Raw genomic sequence first — 18,397 nt, 5'->3', positions numbered from 1 at the left:
TCAGAAGGCCCGGGCATGTCTTCAGGAGCGACAGTGCTTTCATGACCAGAGTCGACGCGTCCCCTCTTTCCAGCGACGTCCCCTCGCGCAACGGCCTGCTGCCGGGCATGTTGGGCAGCACCGATATCGTCTTCATGATCCTCGCCTGCGCGGCGCCCATGGGGGTGCTGGCCGGGCTGGTGCCGCTCGCGCTGGCGTTCGGCAACGGCGCGGGGATGCCCGGTACGCTACTCCTCGTGTGCGGCGCGATGATGCTGTTCGCGGTCGGCTATGTCCGGATGATTCCGCACATCCGCAACGCCGGCGCCTTCTATGCCTATATAGCCGCCAGCATCAACAAGGAGGCGGGGATCGCCGCCGCCTATGTCGCGGTGGTCGCCTATGTCTGCGCGGCGTCGTCCGTACTGGGCGCGCTGTGCTTCTTCGCCGGTGATTTCGTGCAGCATCTGTTCGGTATCGCCACCCGGTGGGAGATGTGGGCCGCGATCAGCATCGCGATCATCGCCTGGCTCGGCTATCACAAGATCACGATGGCGGCGAAGGTGCTGACGGTCGCGCTGCTCCTCGAAGTGGCCGTCATCCTGATCCTCGACGCCGCCATCCTCTATTCGCGGGGGTGGGCGGGGCTGGACTTCACCGGCTTCACGCCCGGCGCGGTGTTGGCGCCCGGCCTGGGCATCTCCGTCATCTACGCGATCAACGGCTGCATCGGGTTCGAGGCGACCGCGATCTATCAGGAGGAGGCGCGCGACCGCGAGACCAGCGTGCCACGCGCGACCTATGGCGCGATCCTGATCCTGGGCACCTTCTATGTCCTGTCGTCCTGGTGCCTGGTGCTCAGCATCGCGCCGGGCGACGTGAAGGCGGTAGCGGGCGCCGATCCCGGCCGGCTGGTGAGCAACGTCGCCCAGCACTATCTGGGCACGATCGGCCGCGACGTGCTGAGCCTGCTGACGATCACCAGCCTATTTGCAGCGATGCTGGGCTTCTTCAACAACATCACCCGTTACCTGTTCGCGCTGGCCCGCGACGGATTGCTGCCCGCGCCGCTGGGCAGAGTCCATGCGACGCACGGCTCGCCCTCGGCTGCGTGCATCCTGCTGACCGCGACGCTGGCGCTGATCGCTGGCGCGTTCGCGCTAGCGGGGCTCGATCCGCTGCTCAGCCTTGCCACCAGCCTGTCGTCGATGGGCGCGGTCGGGCTGATGCTGCTGTTGACCACCACTTCGCTGTCGGTGCCGATCTTCTTCGCGCGGCGGGGGGAGATGTCACCGGGCAAGACGGTGGCGCCATTCGTCGGCGGGGTGTTGATCGCGATCGCGACCTATCTGTCGCTCGCCAATTATTCGACGCTGACCGGCACGACACTGCGCATCGTCAACGACCTGCCGTTCCTGTTCCTGCCGCTCGCGGTGGGCGGGGTGGTGCACGGACTCTACCTGCGCACCCGCCGGCCCGACCTCTATGCCCGCGTCGGCTCGACCCATGTCGAGGCGGAGCGCGACGTGCCGCCCGCCGCTGCCATCGGGGTGCGCGCATGACCCTGACCGTATCGGAGACCGCCATGAACGAACCCACCCACCCGCCGGTCCGGCTGCCTCAGGGACTGCTGCTGCTCGACGGTGCGCTGGTCCCCGCCTTGCAGCCCGGGCGGACCATCGACGCGGTTGACCCCGCGACCGGGCGGACGATCATGGCGATCCCCGCCTGCGGCGAAGCCGATGTCGAGCGCGCCGTGGCCGCCGCGCATCGCTGTTTCGAAAGCGACGCTTGGCGCGGGTTACGCCCGATCGATCGCGGCCGGCTGCTCGAACGGCTGGCGCTGCTGGTGGAGGCGCATCGCGAGGAACTGGCGGTGCTGGAGTCGCTCGACAGCGGCAAGCTCCTCGGCGTGACCCGGGCGATCGACCTGCAGTTCACGATCGACGGCCTGCGCTATTTCGGGGGCTGGGCCTCCAAGATCGCGGGTGAATATGTCGCCCTGTCCCCGCTGGTCGAGGAGCCGGCGCTGTACCGTGCCTATACGGAGCGGCGGCCGGTCGGTGTCGTTGCCGGGATCACGCCGTGGAATTTTCCGATCGGCCAGGCGATCCAGAAGATCGCGCCGGCGATCGCGTTCGGCTGCACCGTGGTGCTGAAACCTTCCGAGGAAACCTCGCTCACCACGTTGCGGCTGGGCGAGTTGATCGTCGAGGCGGGATTCCCGGCCGGTGCGGTGAACATCGTCACCGGATATGGCCATGACGTCGGGGCCGCGCTGGTCAGCCACCCGCTGGTCCGCAAGATTGCCTTCACCGGGTCGACCGCGACGGGGCAGCGCATCCAGGCCGCCGCCGCCGCCACGATGAAGCGCACCACCTTGGAACTGGGCGGCAAGTCGCCGACGATCGTGCTGGCCGATGCCGATCTGGAGCGGGCAATTCCCGGCGCGGCGGCGGCGATCTTCTCAAATTCCGGGCAGATCTGCACCGCCGGATCGCGCCTGCTGGTCGAGGCGCCGGTGTTCGACCGGGTGATGGAGGGGGTGGCATCGATTGCGCGCGACCTCAGGCTTGGCTCTGCCTTCGACCCGGCGACGCAGGTCGGTCCGCTGGTCTCGTCGCAACAGCGCGACCGCGTCGGCGGCATCGTTGCGCGCGGACTGGCCGAGGGTGCCGTGGCAATCGCCGGGGGGGAGGCGGCGGAGGGCGCCGGCTGGTTCTACAAGCCCACGGTGCTCGGCGGCACCGCGCGCGACATGTCCGTGATGCGCGAGGAGATTTTCGGTCCCGTGGTCTGCGCGGTGCGCGTCGACGATCCGGCGGAGCTGGTGACGATGGCCAACGACACGCCATTCGGGCTGGGCGCGAGCATCTGGACCCGCAATCTCGACCGCGCGCACCTGCTCGCCGACCGGATCGATGCCGGGACGGTGTGGCTGAACACCCATAACGTCCTTGATCTGGCGATGCCGTTCGGCGGCACCGGCCTGTCGGGTCTGGGCCGCGAGTTCGGCACTGCCGCCGTCCACGCCTTCACCGAGCCTAAGGCGGTGTGCATGCGGCTCGATCCGGCCGCCGCGATGCGCTGAACGACGCGGTTAGAATCGGTCGGGGCGATAGGGGGCGGGGTCGAGCAACGGCGTCGCCCCCGTGACCAGATCGGCGGCAAGTTGCCCTGCCGCCGGGGCTGTGCCGAAACCATGGCCGGAAAAGCCGGTAGCGAGCGTCAGACCCGGGATTTTGGCGACGGGCGCGATCACCGGCAGCGAATCCGGCGTCACGTCGATCATCCCCGCCCAGGTCTGTGCGATGCGCGCCTCGGCGAAGACCGGCCATGCCGCAATCAGATTCCGCATCGCCTCCGCATTCAGGCCGGCGTTGACCGGCGGATCGATCGTGCGCAGCCGCTCGAACGGCGAGACGGTGTCCGCGGTCCAGCGGCGGCCGAGGCGCAGATCGTCGAGGAAATCCCGCGTCACCGCCACGCGCAGATTGTGCCACTGGGCGCGCAGCGTCGGCAGGTAGCGCAACCCGATCAACAGATGGTCGAGCGTCAGCGGCGCGAACAGCGCCCCACGCTGCGTGATCGTATAGCCGCCGTCCAGCCGCTTGCGGAACGAGAAATCGGGGGCGCCCAGCGCCATGTCGGTCGGCCCCTCCATCGGCGCGGTGCGCAGGACGGAGGCGACGAGCGGCAGCGTCAGCAGCGGGATGCCGAGATGGCCGAGAAACCGCCGCGACCATACACCGCCTGCGAGCAGCACCTGGTCGCAGCGGACTTCACCATGCTCCGTCACGACGCCCGCCACCCTGCCGCCGGCCAGTGACAGGGTGCGGACCGCGCAATTCTCCACGATCAATGCACCCTTGGCCAGCGCCGCCGTCGCGATCGCGCTGGCGGCGAGCGTCGGTTCGGCCCGGCCGTCCGACGGCGTGCAGATGCCGCCGACCCAGCGACCCGTGCCCCCCGGCGCCATCGCGTCGATCTCCCGCGCCGACAGCAATCGCGAATCAAGCGAAAGGTCGCGCACGGATTCGAGCCATGTCTCGTGCGGGGCCATCTCCGCCTCCGTACGCGCGGCGTAGAGGATGCCGGCCCGGCGATAGCCGACATCGGCGCCGACCCGCTCGTGCATCCGCGCCCAGAGCCGATCGGATTCGGCGGCGAGCGGCACGTCGCGCGGGCCGCGGCTCGTCTTACGAACCCAGCCCAGGTTGCGCGACGACTGTTCGCCGGCGATCCGGCCCTTCTCGATCACCGTCACGGGTATGCCCCGTTCGGCGAGCGTCAATGCCGCCATCAGGCCGACAATGCCGCCGCCGATGACGACTACCGTGGTCGCCGCCGGCAGGGTGGGCGAGGTGGTAACAGGGGTGATCGCGGGGCCCATCCGGTGCGGCCCCGTCAGAGCGCGATGGTGCGTTCGGTGACGGTCGCGGTCGATGCGCCGCGATAGGCCGTCACCTCGATCTCGACCTTGTATTCCGTCGAACCCAGCGGCGGGCACGTCATGGTCAGCGTCGGGTTGATCCCGCGCATCCGCTTGCCATAGGCGGTCATCACCGTCTCCACGTCCTGCGGAGACTGCACGAAAACCCGCACGGCGACCACGTCGGCCAGCACTGCATCGACAGAGGCCAGCGCCCCCTCGATATTCGCCAGCACCTGCATTGTCTGCTCCGTCACGTCCTCCGGGATCAGCTTGGTCCGGGGATTACGGCCGGCGGTATTGGACACGAAGATGAGGTTGTCGACCGCGACGATGCGCGAATAACTGCCATGCTCCTCGAACCAGGAGCCGGTCTTGATCTTGGTAATGGTCGTCATGGTATCTGCCCGATGATGAGGGGGGTCAGCGCAGTGCCGGCGTGTCCCAGAGGTTCAGCTCGACGCCGATCCCGCGTTCGATCGCATTGCGATAGACGACGGTGCCCCAGGCGACGTCCTCCACCGGCATGCCGCCGACCGACAGGATGATGATCTCCTCGTCGTCCCGGCGGCCGGGGGTGTCGCCCGCCACGATCGCGCCGAGATCCTCCAGCGTGCCGGGCGCGATGCGCCCTTGCGCGATCAGGTCGAGGAAGCGGATGCCGACCGCCGGGAATATGGCGTGGGCGGGGGTCGGCACCTCCTCATGCCACGCCTCGTACAAGCCGGTATTGTCCAGCACCTTGCGGATTTCCGGCGCCTCCATCCCTACATCGATGTTGCATGGGGCGGGCATCGCCAGGAAGGTGCCGGGCGCCACCCACTCGCGGCGCACGATCGGGTAGCGCGCCGGATCGCCGGTCGGGACCGAGGCGCAGAAGGTGACGATGTCGGAACCGCGCACCGCCGCCTCGTCGCTGTCGACGATCTCGACGGCGATCTGCGGAAAGGTCTCCGCGATCCAGGCGGTGAAGGCATCCAGACTGGCCTTGCCTCGCCCCTTCACCTTCACCGTGTCGATTCGCGGGCACACCGCCATGAACGCGGCGAGCGAGGTGCGGGCCATCACACCGGGACCGACGATGCCGACGACACGCGAATCCCGTCGTGCCAGATGGCGCGCACCCACTCCCGGTATCGCGCCGGTGCGATAGGCGGACAGCAGGTTGGCGGACATCACCGCCAACGGCGCCCCCGTGTCGGCATCGTTCAGGATGAACATCAGGATGGAGCGCGGCAGCCCCTTGTCACGATTGGCGATGTTGGATCCGTACCATTTCATGCCTGCGGTACCGAAACTGCCGCCCAGATAGGCGGGCATCGCCATGAAGCGGCGATCGGTGGTCGGCTTGGGCATGGTCGGGAACGGCGAGTGTTCGGGGAACATCACGATCGATCCGTGCGAATTGTTGTTCGCGCCGGCCATGCGATAATCGCCCCGGTGGAGCAGAGCGAACATCTCCTCCATCGCATCGACGCAGGCGGGCATGTCCGTCACCCCGGCGCGGATCATATCGGGTTCGGAAAGATAGATAAAATTGATCTTGGTTGTGCCGCCCATGTCGTCCACATTGTTGGTCGCAGGTCCGGTGCGGACCGACGATCGGACCGCCGGCCGGGACGTGCCGAAGTGGGCATCACTGTCCCAAGCCGCAGGAACGAGATGAATTGCCAAGGTGGTTGCCACCTTTGCAAAATCGGCCAGCTAGAGGGTTGGAGGGCCATGACCGAGGAACGAGACGAGCCGTCATCCATGACGAAGGGCGACCCGGAACAGGCGACCATCCGCCTTCTGTTCCTGACGGCACTGGTCAACGTGCTGCAAGCTGCCGACCGGCGGATCGAACCGCTGCTCCGCGACCATGGCTTCTTCCTGTCGCAGATCGCGACCCCGTACGAGCGGGCACCGCTCCATCGCTATATCGCGCTGATCGAACATGCCGCCGACAAGTATGACGAACCGTATCTGGGGCTGGAGATGGGCGCCCGGTTCGGGCTGACCGAACTGGGGCTGTTCCAGGCGCTGCTGCGGGCGGGCGGCACGATGCGCGCGGCGCTCGGCTCGCTGACGCTGTTCCAGAGCCGGTTGCAGACCCGCACGCTCCTGGACATGGAAACCGACAGCGACGTCACGACCTACAGCTATCGCATCGAAGATCCGGGCATCTGGCCACGGCGGCAGGATGCGGAATTCACGCTCGCCGGCATCGTCACCGTGGTGCGCCAACTGGCGACCAGCAAGTGGAGCCCGCAGCGCGTCCATTTCGAACATTCGATCGTCGGGCGGGAAGACCGGCTGGCGCAGTTCTTCCGCGCGCCCGTGCTGGGCAATCAGGTCGCCAACCAGTTGGTGATCCGCAACGAGGATCTCGACCGGCCCTTCTCCAGTGCGGCACGGGCGGAGGACGACCGGTTGCGCACGATCCTGGAGACGCATCTCCTCGACCTGATGGGGCCGGGTGCGCCGTCGCATCGCAGCCTGGTCGCGCGGGCGCGGGAACGGATCGCCAGTCGCCTGGGCCGCACGCATGTCGACTGCACGTCGATGGCGGCCGAGTTCAACCTGTCCGAACGCTCGTTCCGGCGGCGGCTGATGGAGGAGGGCACGTCGTTCCGCGCGCTGTTGCAGCAGGCGCGGCAGGATCGGGCACGGGCAATATTGCAGGCGCCGGACCTGCCGCTGGCGGTGGCGGCGGAGCAGCTCGGCTATTCCGACACTGCCACCTTCTCGCGCGCATTCAAGGACTGGACCGGGGTGTCGCCGGGGCGTTACGCGAAGAAGCCATAGGCCTCAGGGGCCGTTCGAAAACGTGCCTTAATACGTCTCGCGGTGCCCCCCACAGCCTTCCCACGATGCTTCACATCGCCGGAAACCTGGGCTGTGACGGGCGCTCCCCCGCGCGACCGCCCATCAAGGATATTCTGTGGGCGTTCAAGTAGGGGAGCGGCCGGTGCGGCCTTGAAAATTCGTTCTTTCGCGAGTTTTTCAGATAGATTTTCAGAAGACCGACAGGGTGAAGCCGATCCAGCGCCCGAACACGATCACCAGCATCCACAGGATCAGCGAGCCGGCACCGGCGATCCGCGCCGCGGTGGGCGGCGATGCATCGTCGTCCCAGTCCACGATTCGGCGATAGGCGGTCATGTGGAACACGGCCATATTCAGCCCGGCCGCGAGGATCGCGATCATCTTCCACTGGAACTGCGCATTGTGCGAATAGGCGACCGCGTTCGACGCGAACAGCAGGCTGCCGGTCACCACCGCCACCGCGAATGCGACCCAGGTGAACGGCAAGAGGTCGACGATCAGTTGTCGCGCGCCCCGCCGGTGCGATCGATAGCCCAGCAGACGCAGGTCGACGATGCAGATCGTCCCGAATACCAGTGTGATCGCCAGCACGTGAAAGGATTCCAGCCACGGGAAATAGCTGGTGTTCTCGCGGATCGCGGAGGACAGGGACGAATCGTAGAGCGACTGGAACAGCGTGTCCAAGGACATGGCGAGCCCCTTTTCAGGAAATGGTGAAATCGGATCGATGCGGCGGGGCGGAGATCAGGTATAGGCGATCCAGCGGCCGCAGAAGACCACCGCGATCCAGATCGCCAGCGACGCCCAGGCCGCGGGTTTCACCGCCGCGCGCCAGTGCGCGTGATCGATGCGGAACTGCGGATCGAGCAGCGGCTTGCGGAACGCCATGGTCAGGGCGAAGGCGGACAGCACCAGTGCCATCTTGATCCAGAACACGGTGTTGGTCAGCGTTCGTCCCGGCTCCGCGACCAGCATGACGATGCCGGTCAGCAGCAGCACGACCAGCGCCCCCCACATCCAGGGCAGGTAGCGGCGCACCACGGTGGCTGGTGTCTCGTCCGTCGCCAGCACCCCCGCCAGTCGCAGGTCGGACACGAGCGCCGATCCGACGACGATCGCGATCGCCAGGATGTGGATGCTCTGCACCGTGGGGATAATCCAGGTGATGTCGCGGATCGATGTGCTGATCGGCGTTTCATAGAGCCAGTTGCCGAAGGTCTCGATGGACATCGCGCGGTCTCTCCCATGAGTGAAGGGTAGGAATCCGGCGACGTTCGTTCCCGCGCGCCTCGTCCCACCTACTGGCGCGAATCTTAAGCACATGCCCGGCGGTCGACGTATCTTGAAACGGTTACTTACGGCAACCGAGCGGATGGAAACGGTTGGAAGCAACCGCACGTCCAAGGGCGATTTCCGCAAAAATCTTGCGAGGAATGCCGCTTTGTCTATGCTGAACAACAATATGAGACAGGGCGACAGCCTGAACGCCAATATGGGCACGGGGGAACTTGCCGGTGCGGTGCGATCGTCGGCGCTGCTTGCCGAAGCGAAGGTCGTGCGTGAGTCGATCGGCTTCAAGAGATCCGACAAGCTGCTGCGCCTGTTCGATTTCCTGATCGACCGGACGCTGGCGGACCGCCCGCCGGCGGAGATCGAGATCGCCAACGAGGTGTTCTCGATCGGGCGTGATGTCGATGTGCCGCAGGATGCCACGGTGCGCGTCTATGTGCATCGGCTGCGCAAGGCGCTGGACCAGATCTATGCCGACCGGCCCGGTCCCCGATTGTCGATCCCCAAGGGCGAGTACCGCGTCGTCCTCGTCGAAGAGCGTCCCGACCCGATCGCCCCGCCCGCGGCCGTGACGGCCGATGCCGCCCTACCGCAGCGACGCTGGTGGCTGGTGGCGGCGGTGCTGGTCGTGCTGGCCCTGGTCAATCTGGGGATTTGGTGGAGCGTGCGCGCCTATCGCGCGCCCGCGTCCACGTCGTCGCTGGCGCGCACATATCTGTGGCGGCCGATCGCGTTCAGCCACCGTCCGATCACGCTGGTGTTGGGCGACTATTACCTGTTCGCTGAGGCGCCAGGCGCGGTCCCACCCGGCGCCCCGGTGCCGTCGCCGCGGCTGGTGCGCAATCCGTCGATCAATGCGCGCGAGGATCTGGACATCTATCTGATGGCGCATCCCGACCAGATCGGCCGCGCGATCGACATGGACCTGCGCTACGTTCCGTCGGGAGCGGTGCTGGCGCTGGGCGACCTGTACGCGGCCCTGCGCCAGTTGCGCGGCGATCCGGCCACGCGCGTCACGCTGATCGCGGCGTCGCAGCTGACGCCCGACATCCTGAAGACGTCCGACGTGGTCTATGTCGGCCAGCTAAGCGGGTTCGGTACGCTGCTGCGCAATCCCTTGTTCCAGGCATCCGGCTTTCGCATTGGCCAGTCGTGGGATGAACTGATCGACACCGCATCGGGCCGCCGCTTCCGCTCGGACGGCGGGATCGTCCAGGCCGACGAGCAGATCGCGCGGCGCGACTATGGCTATATCGCCAGCCTGCCGGGTCCGTCGGGCAACCATATCGTCGTGATCGCCGGCACGCGCGATCCGGCGCTGTTGCAGATGGCCGAGTTGGCCGTCGATGCCGGGCGGCTGAAAGCGCTGAACCACCGAGCCGCGATCAATTCGGGCGGGTTCGAGGCGCTGTATCAGGTGCGCACGATGGGCAATCTGAACCTTAGCGGCACGTTGCTGCTGCAACGCCCGCTCCGCTTTGGCGGCATCTGGGACAAGCCGGACGCCAGCCAGCGCTTCCCGGACGACACCTATGAGGGGGCCGGTCACGCCCGGCCGTGATCCGCTGGCCGGGTTGGCCGTCCGGCTGGCCGTTTCTGCAATCACGCGGCGGCGGGCCGGACGGCAGGATGGCCGTCCGCTACCCCTGATGCCGAGCCGATGATGACCCGATCCGCGATGACCGACCTGCTGACCCAACCCGGCCGGATCGCCGGCCTGGCCATCGCGCTCCTACTGCTGGCGGCACCGGCGACGGCGGATCCGGTCGACGATTATGTGACCCAGGCGATGGCGCGCCAGCATGTCCCCGGCGCGGCGCTGGCGGTGATCCGCCGGGGCGTGATCCTGCGCGCGCAAGGCTATGGCATCGCCAACCTCGAACATTCCGTGCCGGTCCATCCCGATACGCTGTTCAAGAGCGGTGCGGTGGGGATGCAGTTCACCGCGGCGGCGGTGATGCTGCTTGTCGAGGACGGGCGGATCGGGCTCGACGATTCGGTGCGCCGCTTCCTGCCCGATGCGCCGCGTAGCTGGCAGCCGATCACGATCCGGCAACTGCTGAACCATGTGTCCGGCCTGCCCGCGACACCCAATGGCGAGTTCCGCACCGACTATACCGACGACCAGTTGCTGGGGATCATCTACCGCCAGGATCTGAACTTCCCTGCCGGCACGCGGTGGCGGTTCAGCTATACCGATTATATTGTGCTGGGCTTCATCGTGCGCAGGGTCACGGGCATGTCTTACGCCGAGCTGCTTCGGACGCGGGTGTTCGAGCAGCTAGGTATGCGGACCGCGCAGCCGATCGACGAGCAGGCGGTGATCCCCAATCGCGCATCGGGCTATGAATGGCGCGGGGGGCGGTGGCGCCATCCCGATTGGGTTTCCCCGACCGCCAATTCGACGGCGGACGGCACGCTCTACCTGTCGGCGCTGGACTATGCCGCCTGGGCAGGGGGCCTGTCGCGCGGCGCGGTCCTGAGTCCCACGTCCTGGGCCTTGGTCGGCACGCCCGTGACCCTGCGCAGCGGCCGGACCTATCCCTATGGTTTCGGCTGGTTCCTGGAAAAGGAAGGCGGGCATGTGGCATGGCGGCACGCTGGGTCGTGGCAGGGCTTCCGCTCGGCGATCATCCGCTATCCGGGCAAGGAACTGACCGTCGTCGCCCTGCTCAACGCCGACAGCGGCGATGCGGAGGAGATCGCGCGGCATGTTGCCGGGATGATCGATCCCGGTCTCGCCCGTCCACCCGCGGCACCGATCCCCGAGGACACGCCGCAGGTCGGCGCCTTCGTGACACAGTTGCTGCGCGCCATCGCGGCCGGCACCGCCGATCCCCGCGCATTCACCGCAGTCTCGAAGCTCGATTTCACCGAGATGATGGCGGAATATCGCGCGACGCTCCAGCCGCTGGGGGCGTTGCGGGAAGTGGCGCCGTTCGGTCGGGGCGAGGCGGGCGACGACCACCTCCATCGCTATCGTGCGCGCTACGATCAAGGGGTGGTCGAGGTGCGGCTGGGCTATGCGCCGAACGGCCGGATCGGCAGTTTCGACCTGGCGCCCGTCACCGCATGGGACGCGCCGTTGGAGCCCTGATCGCCGTCAGCGGCGATGGTGCTGCAGGGGGCGGGCGACGACGAGTGTGCGCCCGAACACGACATTGCCGGCGGTGCGCACCTCGTACAGCGCCTCGAACGATGTCGGCAATCCGGCACGGCCGCTGAGTTGCGCCAGTTGCACCGGATCGGCGACCAGATCGGCCATGCTCTGGACGGCGGTGCTGCCGAGCCCGGCAATCACGAAGATACGCTTGCCCGCAGGCCCCGGCATGGTGGCGATGTAGCCATAGTCGATGCCGGCCTGCTTGTTGCCCGAGCCGCCGGTTTCCATCGCATAATGCTTGCCCGTGGTCCGATCGACCAGCTCATTTGCCATGAGACTCATGGTGAATCCCGACGCCTGCGAAACCGGCAGGGTGAGAATGCCCAGCGACGCGAGCGGCCCGATATAGATGACGTCACTGCCCTCCAACGTGGGCGGCTTGAGCCGCGACGCGGACATCAGGCGCGGGCGCACGCCTCCGTCGCGGAGCAGCGCCGATAGCGGCGGCAGGATGTTCCAGGCGGCGGCCGCCGTGCCGACCGGGGTATAATAGACGTCGAGATCGTAGAGCGTGTAGAACGTCGAGGGGTGGGTGGTCATATAGCCACCGAAATCGTCGCGGCTGCGGATTGCCGGCTCCATGATCAGTCGCTTGACGTCCTTGCCGTTATCGGTTTCGGCCAGGACATAGCTGTCGCCGATGGCGATCACCGCGGGCGCACCGGGGGTCAGGGCGCGCCAGAACGTTGTGCTGCGCAGCGCGTTCGTCGATCCGTTCGGCGACAGGCCCGGCGCGATCACCCACCACAGGGCGGCGTTCAGCAGGACGACCGCCACCAGCACACCCAGCCAGAAGCGCGATCCCCGCGCGGCCAGGCGGACGGGCCAGGAAGGGCCCGGCGGGGCTGCCGGCGGTACCGGATGATCGGAGAGGACGAGGCGATATTCGCCCTTGGGGATTTGCAGTCGGGCGCCCGGTTGGCCGGCATAGAAGGCATCCAGGCGCTTGCGCAGGCGATGCATCGACACGCGTACCACCGAATCGGGGAGGTCGCCCTGTTCCCCATTGCGGCCGAACACCGCCAGCGCGATCTCGACCTCCTTGGGCGCGCGGTCGTCACCCGAGCGCGCGACGAGAAAGTCGAACAGCTGGAGGAAGATCGACGAGCGGCCGGTCGTCAGCACCTGTCGGAATTTCGCGACCTCCCGGTCGAAAAGGGAGTCGCTCATCCGGTCGGTCGTCCCGGCGTTGGGGAATGGGGGGAGTGCCGGTCTGCCAAAATGTCTCGCGAAGCCTTTCATGGCGGATCGGATGATCGATGATAGCCTTCCATCCCTCCGCGACAAGGTCGAAAACCGGTCAGAACGTCGTGTAACAGCACGGAATGTAACTGTTGCGAACTGTTTATTTTATGCAACAAAGGTTTCTCATGGGCCCGTCTGTGTTACAAACGTCACCGGCAGGCGGGGCTTTGCCGCTGCCTCCGCACCGAATGATGACTGGACGGACTACAGAGCGACATCACCCGCAGGATCGTGAATGCCGCCGGCCGCCATCGTCATCACCTTCAGGAAAGGGAGAGAGAAGATGATGCAGTATCGGCGGGATGGTGGCCTCCATCCCCCTAAGCACGGCCTGCTGGCCGGTGTGCTGATGCCGATCGTCGCGTTGGCGGTTCCCGCCCACGCGCAGGTCGCGCCCGACGCTTCCACGACGACGACGACCGCAGGGGCCCCGGGTGCAACCGCCGCCGATCACGCCAACGCGCCGGATGCCGGAGTGCCGAACGCGACCGCCCCTGCGGCAACGCCGGCGACCCCTGCGGTGGGTCAGGACGCTAGCGGCGACATCATCGTCACGGCCACCCGCCAGTCGCAATCGCTCAGCCGCGTACCGGCCAGCATCGTCGCGAAAAGCCAAGTCGAACTCGACAAGCAGGGCATCCGGTCAATCGGCGACATCGCCCGGCTGACGCCCGGCGTCACCTTCGGCCAAAGCACCACCGCCTTCGGCACCGGCCAGACGACGATCGCGATCCGCGGCGTGGATTCCAGCTCGGGCATCCCGACCACCGGCGTCTATATCGACGACACCCCGATCCAGACGCGGACAGGGGTCAGCCCGTCGCTCAGCAACGCCTATCCGCAGGTGTTCGACCTCGACCGGGTCGAGGTGCTGCGCGGGCCGCAGGGCACGCTGTTCGGCAGTGGTTCGGTCGGTGGCGCAGTGCGCTTCATCTCGCCGACGCCAAACTATGACACGGTCAGCCTCTATGGCCGGAGCGAGGTGGCGATAACGCAGAACGGCGCACCCAGCTACGAGATCGGGCTCGCCGGCGGCGCGCCGATCAAGGAGGACGAGATCGGGTTGCGCGCCAGCGTCTGGTATCGCCGCGACGGCGGCTATATCGACCGGCTCGACCGGTTCACGCAGCAGGTGACGCAGCGCGACATCAACAGCCAGGAAAGCTTCTCCGCCCGCATCGCATTGGGCTGGAAGGCGACCGACACGCTGACGATCACCCCGTCGCTGTTCGTGCAGAACCTCAATTACGACGACGGCTCGCGCTACGAGCTGGCGACGTCGGACCCGTCCAAGGCGCGGTATAATCTCAGCCTCAACGTCCTGCCCGAATATCGCAAGGACCGTTTCTATCTGCCCGCGCTGAAGGCGTCGCTTGATCTCGGCAGCATGACGCTGGTGTCCGACACGTCCTATTTTGACCGGCACACCACATCGACGAGCGACGACACGACGCTCAGCCTCGCGATCTACGCGCGCGTTCCCAATGCCTTCCTGCCGGGCTTCGCGAACTATACGCCCAGCACCACCAGCCACACCCGGCAAAAGGCATTCACACAGGAACTGCGCTTGCAGAACGCGGTGCCGAATGCGCGCTTCAACTGGATCGTCGGGCTGTTCTACCAGCATTCCAACGTCTACGACCAATATGCCGGCAGCGATCCCCGGCTGCTCGACGTCGTCAATGTCGGCCAGCAGCAGAACGGCCTGCCACCCTTCGCTTCGCTGTCGGACAATCCCCAGTTCGGGGTGGAGCTGTATCGCGGGCTCTACTCGACCTATCAGCGCAACATCCATGTCGACGACCAGAAGGCCGCCTATGCCCAGGCCGATTACGAAATCCTGTCGGGGCTGAAGCTGACCGCCGGCCTGCGCTATACCATCGCGGACTATCGCTATGACGGCTTCACCGCCGGCCCGCTGTTCGGCACCGCCGGCAGGGTCGATCAGTTGAAGGTGACCAGCCGGACGGCGACGCCCAAGCTGGGCGTCGCCTATCAGGCGGACAAGCATAACCTGTTCTACATCAGCGCGGCCAAGGGCATTCGCGGCCCCGGCGTGTCGCCGGCCGTCGGCGTCAGCTGCGCGACCGACGCGGCGGCGATCGGTTTCGATCCGACGAAGTCGAACACGATCAACCCGGATTCGGTATGGAGTTACGAGGCGGGCAGCAAGAACCGGCTGTTCGGTGGCAAGTTGCTGGTCGATGCATCGGTCTATCGCGTCAAATGGAAGAACGTGCAGACGCTCCTGGTACTGCCGATCTGCCAGCAGCAGGTGATGCTCAACCTCGGCAATGCGCAGATCGACGGATTCGACCTGGCGCTGACCCTGCGGCCCGTCGAAGGGCTGACCCTGGGCGGGGCGGTGTCCTACGCCAATGCGCGCTACACCACCGACATTCCGGGCGCGGGTGGCACGATCATCCGGCGGGCGGGCGAACCCTTCGCCATTGCGCCTTGGTCGGTGCAGCTCAACGGCGAATACGCCTATCCGATCGGGCTGGACGAGATCTATGCGCGCGTCGACTATGCCTATAGCAGCCACAACGACAAGCCGCTGAACCTGGAATCGCCGCTGGTCGATCCGGCGCTGCCTCGGCCGCCGTCCACCTCGCTGCTCAACATCCGTATCGGCACCCGGCTGAAGACCGCCGACCGGGATGCGATCGATCTCAGCCTGTTCGTCAACAACGTGACGAACAGCCATCCGGTGCTGGCATTGTACCATGACACGCTCGATTCGACGCGGTTTCGGGCCGGCACCTTCCGCCCGCGCACGATCGGTCTGACCGCGACGCTGCGGCGATAGGGTTCGATTCACGGTCGAGGATGCGGGCGCTGGCCCGTATCCTCGACCGGCTGGTCAACGGAGGATCAGGTCGATGCGCTGCGTATTGAGGGAGAAACCGGGCATATAGCGCCGGATGAAGTCCACCTCGACGGCGGTTCGCGCGGCCGGGGTGGTGGCTTTGGCGACGGCGGCGGCCATCAGCGCCTCGTCGCGACCGAAGGCGCGAATACCGTCCAGATCGGCCCAGCTCAGCCAGAAGGAACGGCCGTCCGCCGCGATCCAGCCGGGTGCGATCTGCGGGGCATAGGCCCGCGCCGCCGGATTGCCGCCCGGTGTCCAGGCCGAATCCTCGTGGATCTGCCGCCACGGGCCCCAGGGCGCCTGCGCAATCCAGATGCCGAGATAGCTCGGTTTACCGAATTCGGTGCCATCGGGGGCGGCACCGATACCGGCGCTCGCCATGATGTAGCAGTCGAGCGACGCATTGTAGACGACGCTCGGCAGCCAGGATTCGACCACCAGGTCGCCGGGAAAGAGGTTGGTGCGGTTGACCCAGCCCGCCGGAAACCGTTGAACCACCGCCCGTTCGGCGATGTCCGGTGTCCAGCGCGCGCCGCCATCGGCGGTCTGACCGGCGAAGAAGGTATAGGCGGAACGGTCCGTGACCCGGTCGATCGCGACGCGGAACATCACCAGTTCGTTCATTCGCCCGTCGACGTTGCCGTTGAGACCGTAGATGTAGATGTAGCCGTCGCGGTTGGCGCGGTAATCGGCCCCCATCTGCAGGATCGACAATAACGAGAAACAGCCGTCCGGCTCACCGAAAAAGGCGAAGCGGTCGCCGGACTGTTCGCTCCAATCCTCCCATATCACGGGGGTGCTGCCATCGCCATTGCGCCAGTGCCGCCCGCCATCGTCCGAATAGATCAGCTTGGCGCCGGTCCAGTGGCGCGGGCGATCCTCCGCCCGGTCGAGCGTCGCGAGGAACTGGATCAGTCGCCCGCGCACGGCCAGAATGCCGTGCCCGTGATAGGTCGGCGCGCCGTCTGGGCGATGCGCCTTGTCGAGGTCGGGGTAGCCCGGCACCGGGCGAAAGGCGGGCGCGGTCGGCGGCCCCGTGATCGTCCACAGCGCGCTGTCGTCGAAGGCGGTCGGCGGCCGGGCCCAGCCGGGGCCGTCGTTGACGACCACGAACTGCCGCCCGTCCGCCGCCAGCGTCATCTTGTACCCGTCGCCGATCCCACCCAGCCGGCGGATCGTCGCGTCGCGACGCAGGATGCCGACCGGGGTCCGTGCCCCCGCGCCGAGGGCCGGCGCGGCCAGCAGTCCGCCGGTCGCAAGTAGGCCGTGCGACAGCAGATCCCGCCGACTGAACATGCTGCCGCTCCCGTTTCAGCCGATCACTTCTTCTTCCCGCCCTGAGGCTTGTTCGACGAGGGCGAGGATGAGGGGGCGGGCTCATCGGTCTTGGCGGCGGGCTGTTCGTCGACCTTCATCGACACCTTGCCATCGGCGCCCACCTTGAACAGCGGATCCTCCTTGTCGCAGAGATACTCCTTGATCTCGTAGCCGTCGTTGCGCTTGTAGCCGTAGGTCAGCTTGTACGGCTCGACGAGCATCTTGGGATCGTCGATCGTGATGTTGTTCTCGATCATGTCCGGTGCGGTCAGCGTCATCCGCTCGGTGATGGTCATGTCGGCGCTGTGTGGAATCTCGAAGAACTGCACCTCTTCCTTCACGCCCTTGGTCACGACGACCAGCGTTTTCCCTTCCCAATGGCCGACCGAATAGCCGTAATAGGACGGCGTCAGGTCATCCGCCCCCGGCATCGTCTTGTTGAGGAGGATGCGGCGCGTCTGGGTCAGGAACTCCGCCAATATCGTCACCTGGCCGGGCGTCTGGAGGAATTGCAGCGGGAAGATCGCGCCCATCACCGATGGCATACCCTCTGGCAGGCACAAAGTGCTGGGATCGGCGAGCGGGGTGCCCGCCTTCAGATTGGCGTCGCGCTTGGCGCGCGTGGCTTTCCACTGCGAGGCATAGGGCTCGCGCAGCTTCGGGCCGCCATTGGGCACCGGCAGCTCGATAAAGGTGTTCTGGTCGCCGGCGAACGGGTCGGGATAGATTTCCCACACGCCGGTGATGTTGGGGCCTTCGACCTTCATGGTCGTCTGCGTCATCGCGGGCGCGATCGGCGCCGCAATCAGGGTAAGCGCCAGCAGCGCGGTCGGTGCCGATGTCATGCGATCCTCTCCGGAAATATGGTATCGTTGCTTACCAGGCGCTCAAGGTCTGGCCGCCGGGCAGCGTCACCGTCTTCAGCATGCCGCCGGGCTGGCCGGTGCGCAGCGGGTAATAGGTGATGCCGACCTTGTCGCCGGCCTTGACCGTGCTCAATTTCCAGCCGGCCCGGCTCATCATGTTGGTGCTGTTGCACTCCAGCGTGTATTTCGTGCCGTTGACGTCCAGCACCAGGAACGAGTGCGGATTGGTCCAGCGGAACTGGCTGACCGTGCCCTTGGTGTTCAGCAGCTTGGTCTGGTCGAACATCGCGAACGAGTGATGAGCCGCGGCAGGTGACACAAGGCCGATCAGCCCGATCAGCCCCGCCCACGCCAACGTCTTGCCCGTCGTCATTCTCAACTCCTCAGATACCGACCTTGGCCGGCGATGACGGCATGCCATCGCC

15 protein-coding genes are annotated in these 18,397 nt (G+C 66.5%); 6 read left to right on the top strand and 9 right to left on the bottom strand.

Annotated features, from left to right (window positions below):
- Positions 1-41: 41 nt before the first annotated feature.
- Positions 42-1,541, top strand: a complete 1,500-nt coding sequence (locus SP6_RS18270; RefSeq protein WP_007405564.1) for an APC family permease — start codon at positions 42-44, stop codon at positions 1,539-1,541.
- Positions 1,538-3,070, top strand: coding sequence for an aldehyde dehydrogenase family protein (locus SP6_RS18265; RefSeq protein WP_007405597.1), 1,533 nt, complete (start codon positions 1,538-1,540; stop codon positions 3,068-3,070). Before SP6_RS18270 ends, SP6_RS18265 begins: the two co-directional genes overlap by 4 nt.
- A gap of 9 nt (positions 3,071-3,079) precedes the next feature.
- On the opposite strand, the gene SP6_RS18260 is transcribed toward SP6_RS18265, so the two are convergent.
- Genes SP6_RS18260 through SP6_RS18250 form a run of 3 tightly spaced genes read right to left on the bottom strand, consistent with a single transcriptional unit; the run spans position 3,080 to position 6,085 of the window.
- Positions 3,080-4,372, bottom strand: a complete 1,293-nt coding sequence (locus SP6_RS18260; RefSeq protein ID WP_007405528.1) for an NAD(P)/FAD-dependent oxidoreductase — start codon at positions 4,370-4,372, stop codon at positions 3,080-3,082.
- A 14-nt stretch (positions 4,373-4,386) separates the two neighbouring features.
- Positions 4,387-4,809 (bottom strand): RidA family protein, encoded by a 423-nt coding sequence (locus SP6_RS18255; RefSeq protein WP_007405610.1) that lies wholly within the window; start codon positions 4,807-4,809, stop codon positions 4,387-4,389.
- Positions 4,810-4,834: 25 nt separating this feature from the next.
- The gene (locus tag SP6_RS18250; protein WP_227876566.1) at positions 4,835-6,085 is read right to left on the bottom strand and encodes an ornithine cyclodeaminase family protein; all 1,251 of its coding nucleotides are present in this window, start codon (positions 6,083-6,085) and stop codon (positions 4,835-4,837) included.
- 78 nt (positions 6,086-6,163) lie between these two features.
- Between SP6_RS18250 and SP6_RS18245 the strand changes: the two genes are divergently transcribed.
- Positions 6,164-7,198, top strand: a complete 1,035-nt coding sequence (locus SP6_RS18245) for an AraC family transcriptional regulator (protein ID WP_037568986.1) — start codon at positions 6,164-6,166, stop codon at positions 7,196-7,198.
- A gap of 210 nt (positions 7,199-7,408) precedes the next feature.
- Here SP6_RS18245 and SP6_RS18240 read toward each other — a convergent pair whose 3' ends face one another.
- A complete protein-coding gene (locus SP6_RS18240; protein WP_007405567.1) occupies positions 7,409-7,909 on the bottom strand; it encodes a DUF6644 family protein in 501 nt (166 codons plus the stop codon).
- Positions 7,910-7,963: 54 nt separating this feature from the next.
- Positions 7,964-8,449, bottom strand: coding sequence for a DUF6644 family protein (locus tag SP6_RS18235; protein ID WP_007405535.1), 486 nt, complete (start codon positions 8,447-8,449; stop codon positions 7,964-7,966).
- A 211-nt stretch (positions 8,450-8,660) separates the two neighbouring features.
- Here SP6_RS18235 and SP6_RS18230 point away from each other — a divergent pair, with 211 nt between their 5' ends.
- Both SP6_RS18230 and SP6_RS18225 read left to right on the top strand, forming a co-directional pair.
- Entirely contained in the window at positions 8,661-10,070 is a 1,410-nt protein-coding gene (locus SP6_RS18230; RefSeq protein ID WP_126053208.1) for a winged helix-turn-helix domain-containing protein, read from the top strand.
- A gap of 99 nt (positions 10,071-10,169) precedes the next feature.
- Positions 10,170-11,606, top strand: a complete 1,437-nt coding sequence (locus tag SP6_RS18225; RefSeq protein WP_007405594.1) for a serine hydrolase domain-containing protein — start codon at positions 10,170-10,172, stop codon at positions 11,604-11,606.
- Positions 11,607-11,612: 6 nt separating this feature from the next.
- On the opposite strand, the gene SP6_RS18220 is transcribed toward SP6_RS18225, so the two are convergent.
- Positions 11,613-12,842, bottom strand: a complete 1,230-nt coding sequence (locus tag SP6_RS18220) for a hypothetical protein (protein ID WP_007405574.1) — start codon at positions 12,840-12,842, stop codon at positions 11,613-11,615.
- A 358-nt stretch (positions 12,843-13,200) separates the two neighbouring features.
- On the opposite strand from SP6_RS18220, the gene SP6_RS18215 reads away from it, so the two are divergent.
- Positions 13,201-15,726 carry a TonB-dependent receptor gene (locus SP6_RS18215; RefSeq protein WP_050794195.1) on the top strand — a complete coding sequence of 842 codons (2,526 nt, stop codon included), beginning with the start codon at positions 13,201-13,203 and terminating at the stop codon, positions 15,724-15,726.
- A 54-nt stretch (positions 15,727-15,780) separates the two neighbouring features.
- On the opposite strand, the gene SP6_RS18210 is transcribed toward SP6_RS18215, so the two are convergent.
- From SP6_RS18210 to SP6_RS18200, 3 genes are read right to left on the bottom strand one after another with little or no spacing between them, the layout of a single operon-like run.
- Positions 15,781-17,085: a glycoside hydrolase family 183 protein gene (locus SP6_RS18210; RefSeq protein ID WP_007405548.1), complete on the bottom strand. Its 1,305-nt coding sequence runs from the start codon at positions 17,083-17,085 to the stop codon at positions 15,781-15,783.
- 23 nt (positions 17,086-17,108) lie between these two features.
- Positions 17,109-17,951 (bottom strand): hypothetical protein, encoded by an 843-nt coding sequence (locus SP6_RS18205; protein ID WP_007405533.1) that lies wholly within the window; start codon positions 17,949-17,951, stop codon positions 17,109-17,111.
- A gap of 31 nt (positions 17,952-17,982) precedes the next feature.
- Positions 17,983-18,345 carry a DUF6152 family protein gene (locus SP6_RS18200; protein ID WP_007405525.1) on the bottom strand — a complete coding sequence of 121 codons (363 nt, stop codon included), beginning with the start codon at positions 18,343-18,345 and terminating at the stop codon, positions 17,983-17,985.
- Positions 18,346-18,397 lie beyond the last annotated feature (52 nt).

The organism is Sphingomonas paucimobilis NBRC 13935 (genome assembly GCF_000739895.2).
GTDB lineage: Bacteria > Pseudomonadota > Alphaproteobacteria > Sphingomonadales > Sphingomonadaceae > Sphingomonas > Sphingomonas paucimobilis.
The sequence above is the reverse complement of the archived record's forward strand: the minus strand, read 5'-3'. Positions and strand labels throughout refer to the sequence as shown.

Excerpts from the sequence above, each read along its gene's own strand:
- SP6_RS18260 (WP_007405528.1), bottom strand. The coding sequence starts at position 4,372 with ATGGGCCCCGCGATCACCCCTGTTACCACCTCGCCCACCCTGCCGGCG.
- SP6_RS18205 (WP_007405533.1), bottom strand. The coding sequence starts at position 17,951 with ATGACATCGGCACCGACCGCGCTGCTGGCGCTTACCCTGATTGCGGCG.
- SP6_RS18200 (WP_007405525.1), bottom strand. The coding sequence starts at position 18,345 with ATGACGACGGGCAAGACGTTGGCGTGGGCGGGGCTGATCGGGCTGATC.
- SP6_RS18255 (WP_007405610.1), bottom strand. The coding sequence starts at position 4,809 with ATGACGACCATTACCAAGATCAAGACCGGCTCCTGGTTCGAGGAGCAT.
- SP6_RS18240 (WP_007405567.1), bottom strand. The coding sequence starts at position 7,909 with ATGTCCTTGGACACGCTGTTCCAGTCGCTCTACGATTCGTCCCTGTCC.
- SP6_RS18245 (WP_037568986.1), top strand. The coding sequence starts at position 6,164 with ATGACGAAGGGCGACCCGGAACAGGCGACCATCCGCCTTCTGTTCCTG.
- SP6_RS18215 (WP_050794195.1), top strand. The coding sequence starts at position 13,201 with ATGATGCAGTATCGGCGGGATGGTGGCCTCCATCCCCCTAAGCACGGC.
- SP6_RS18210 (WP_007405548.1), bottom strand. The coding sequence starts at position 17,085 with ATGTTCAGTCGGCGGGATCTGCTGTCGCACGGCCTACTTGCGACCGGC.
- SP6_RS18270 (WP_007405564.1), top strand. The coding sequence starts at position 42 with ATGACCAGAGTCGACGCGTCCCCTCTTTCCAGCGACGTCCCCTCGCGC.
- SP6_RS18225 (WP_007405594.1), top strand. The coding sequence starts at position 10,170 with ATGATGACCCGATCCGCGATGACCGACCTGCTGACCCAACCCGGCCGG.
- SP6_RS18265 (WP_007405597.1), top strand. The coding sequence starts at position 1,538 with ATGACCCTGACCGTATCGGAGACCGCCATGAACGAACCCACCCACCCG.
- SP6_RS18220 (WP_007405574.1), bottom strand. The coding sequence starts at position 12,842 with ATGAGCGACTCCCTTTTCGACCGGGAGGTCGCGAAATTCCGACAGGTG.
- SP6_RS18235 (WP_007405535.1), bottom strand. The coding sequence starts at position 8,449 with ATGTCCATCGAGACCTTCGGCAACTGGCTCTATGAAACGCCGATCAGC.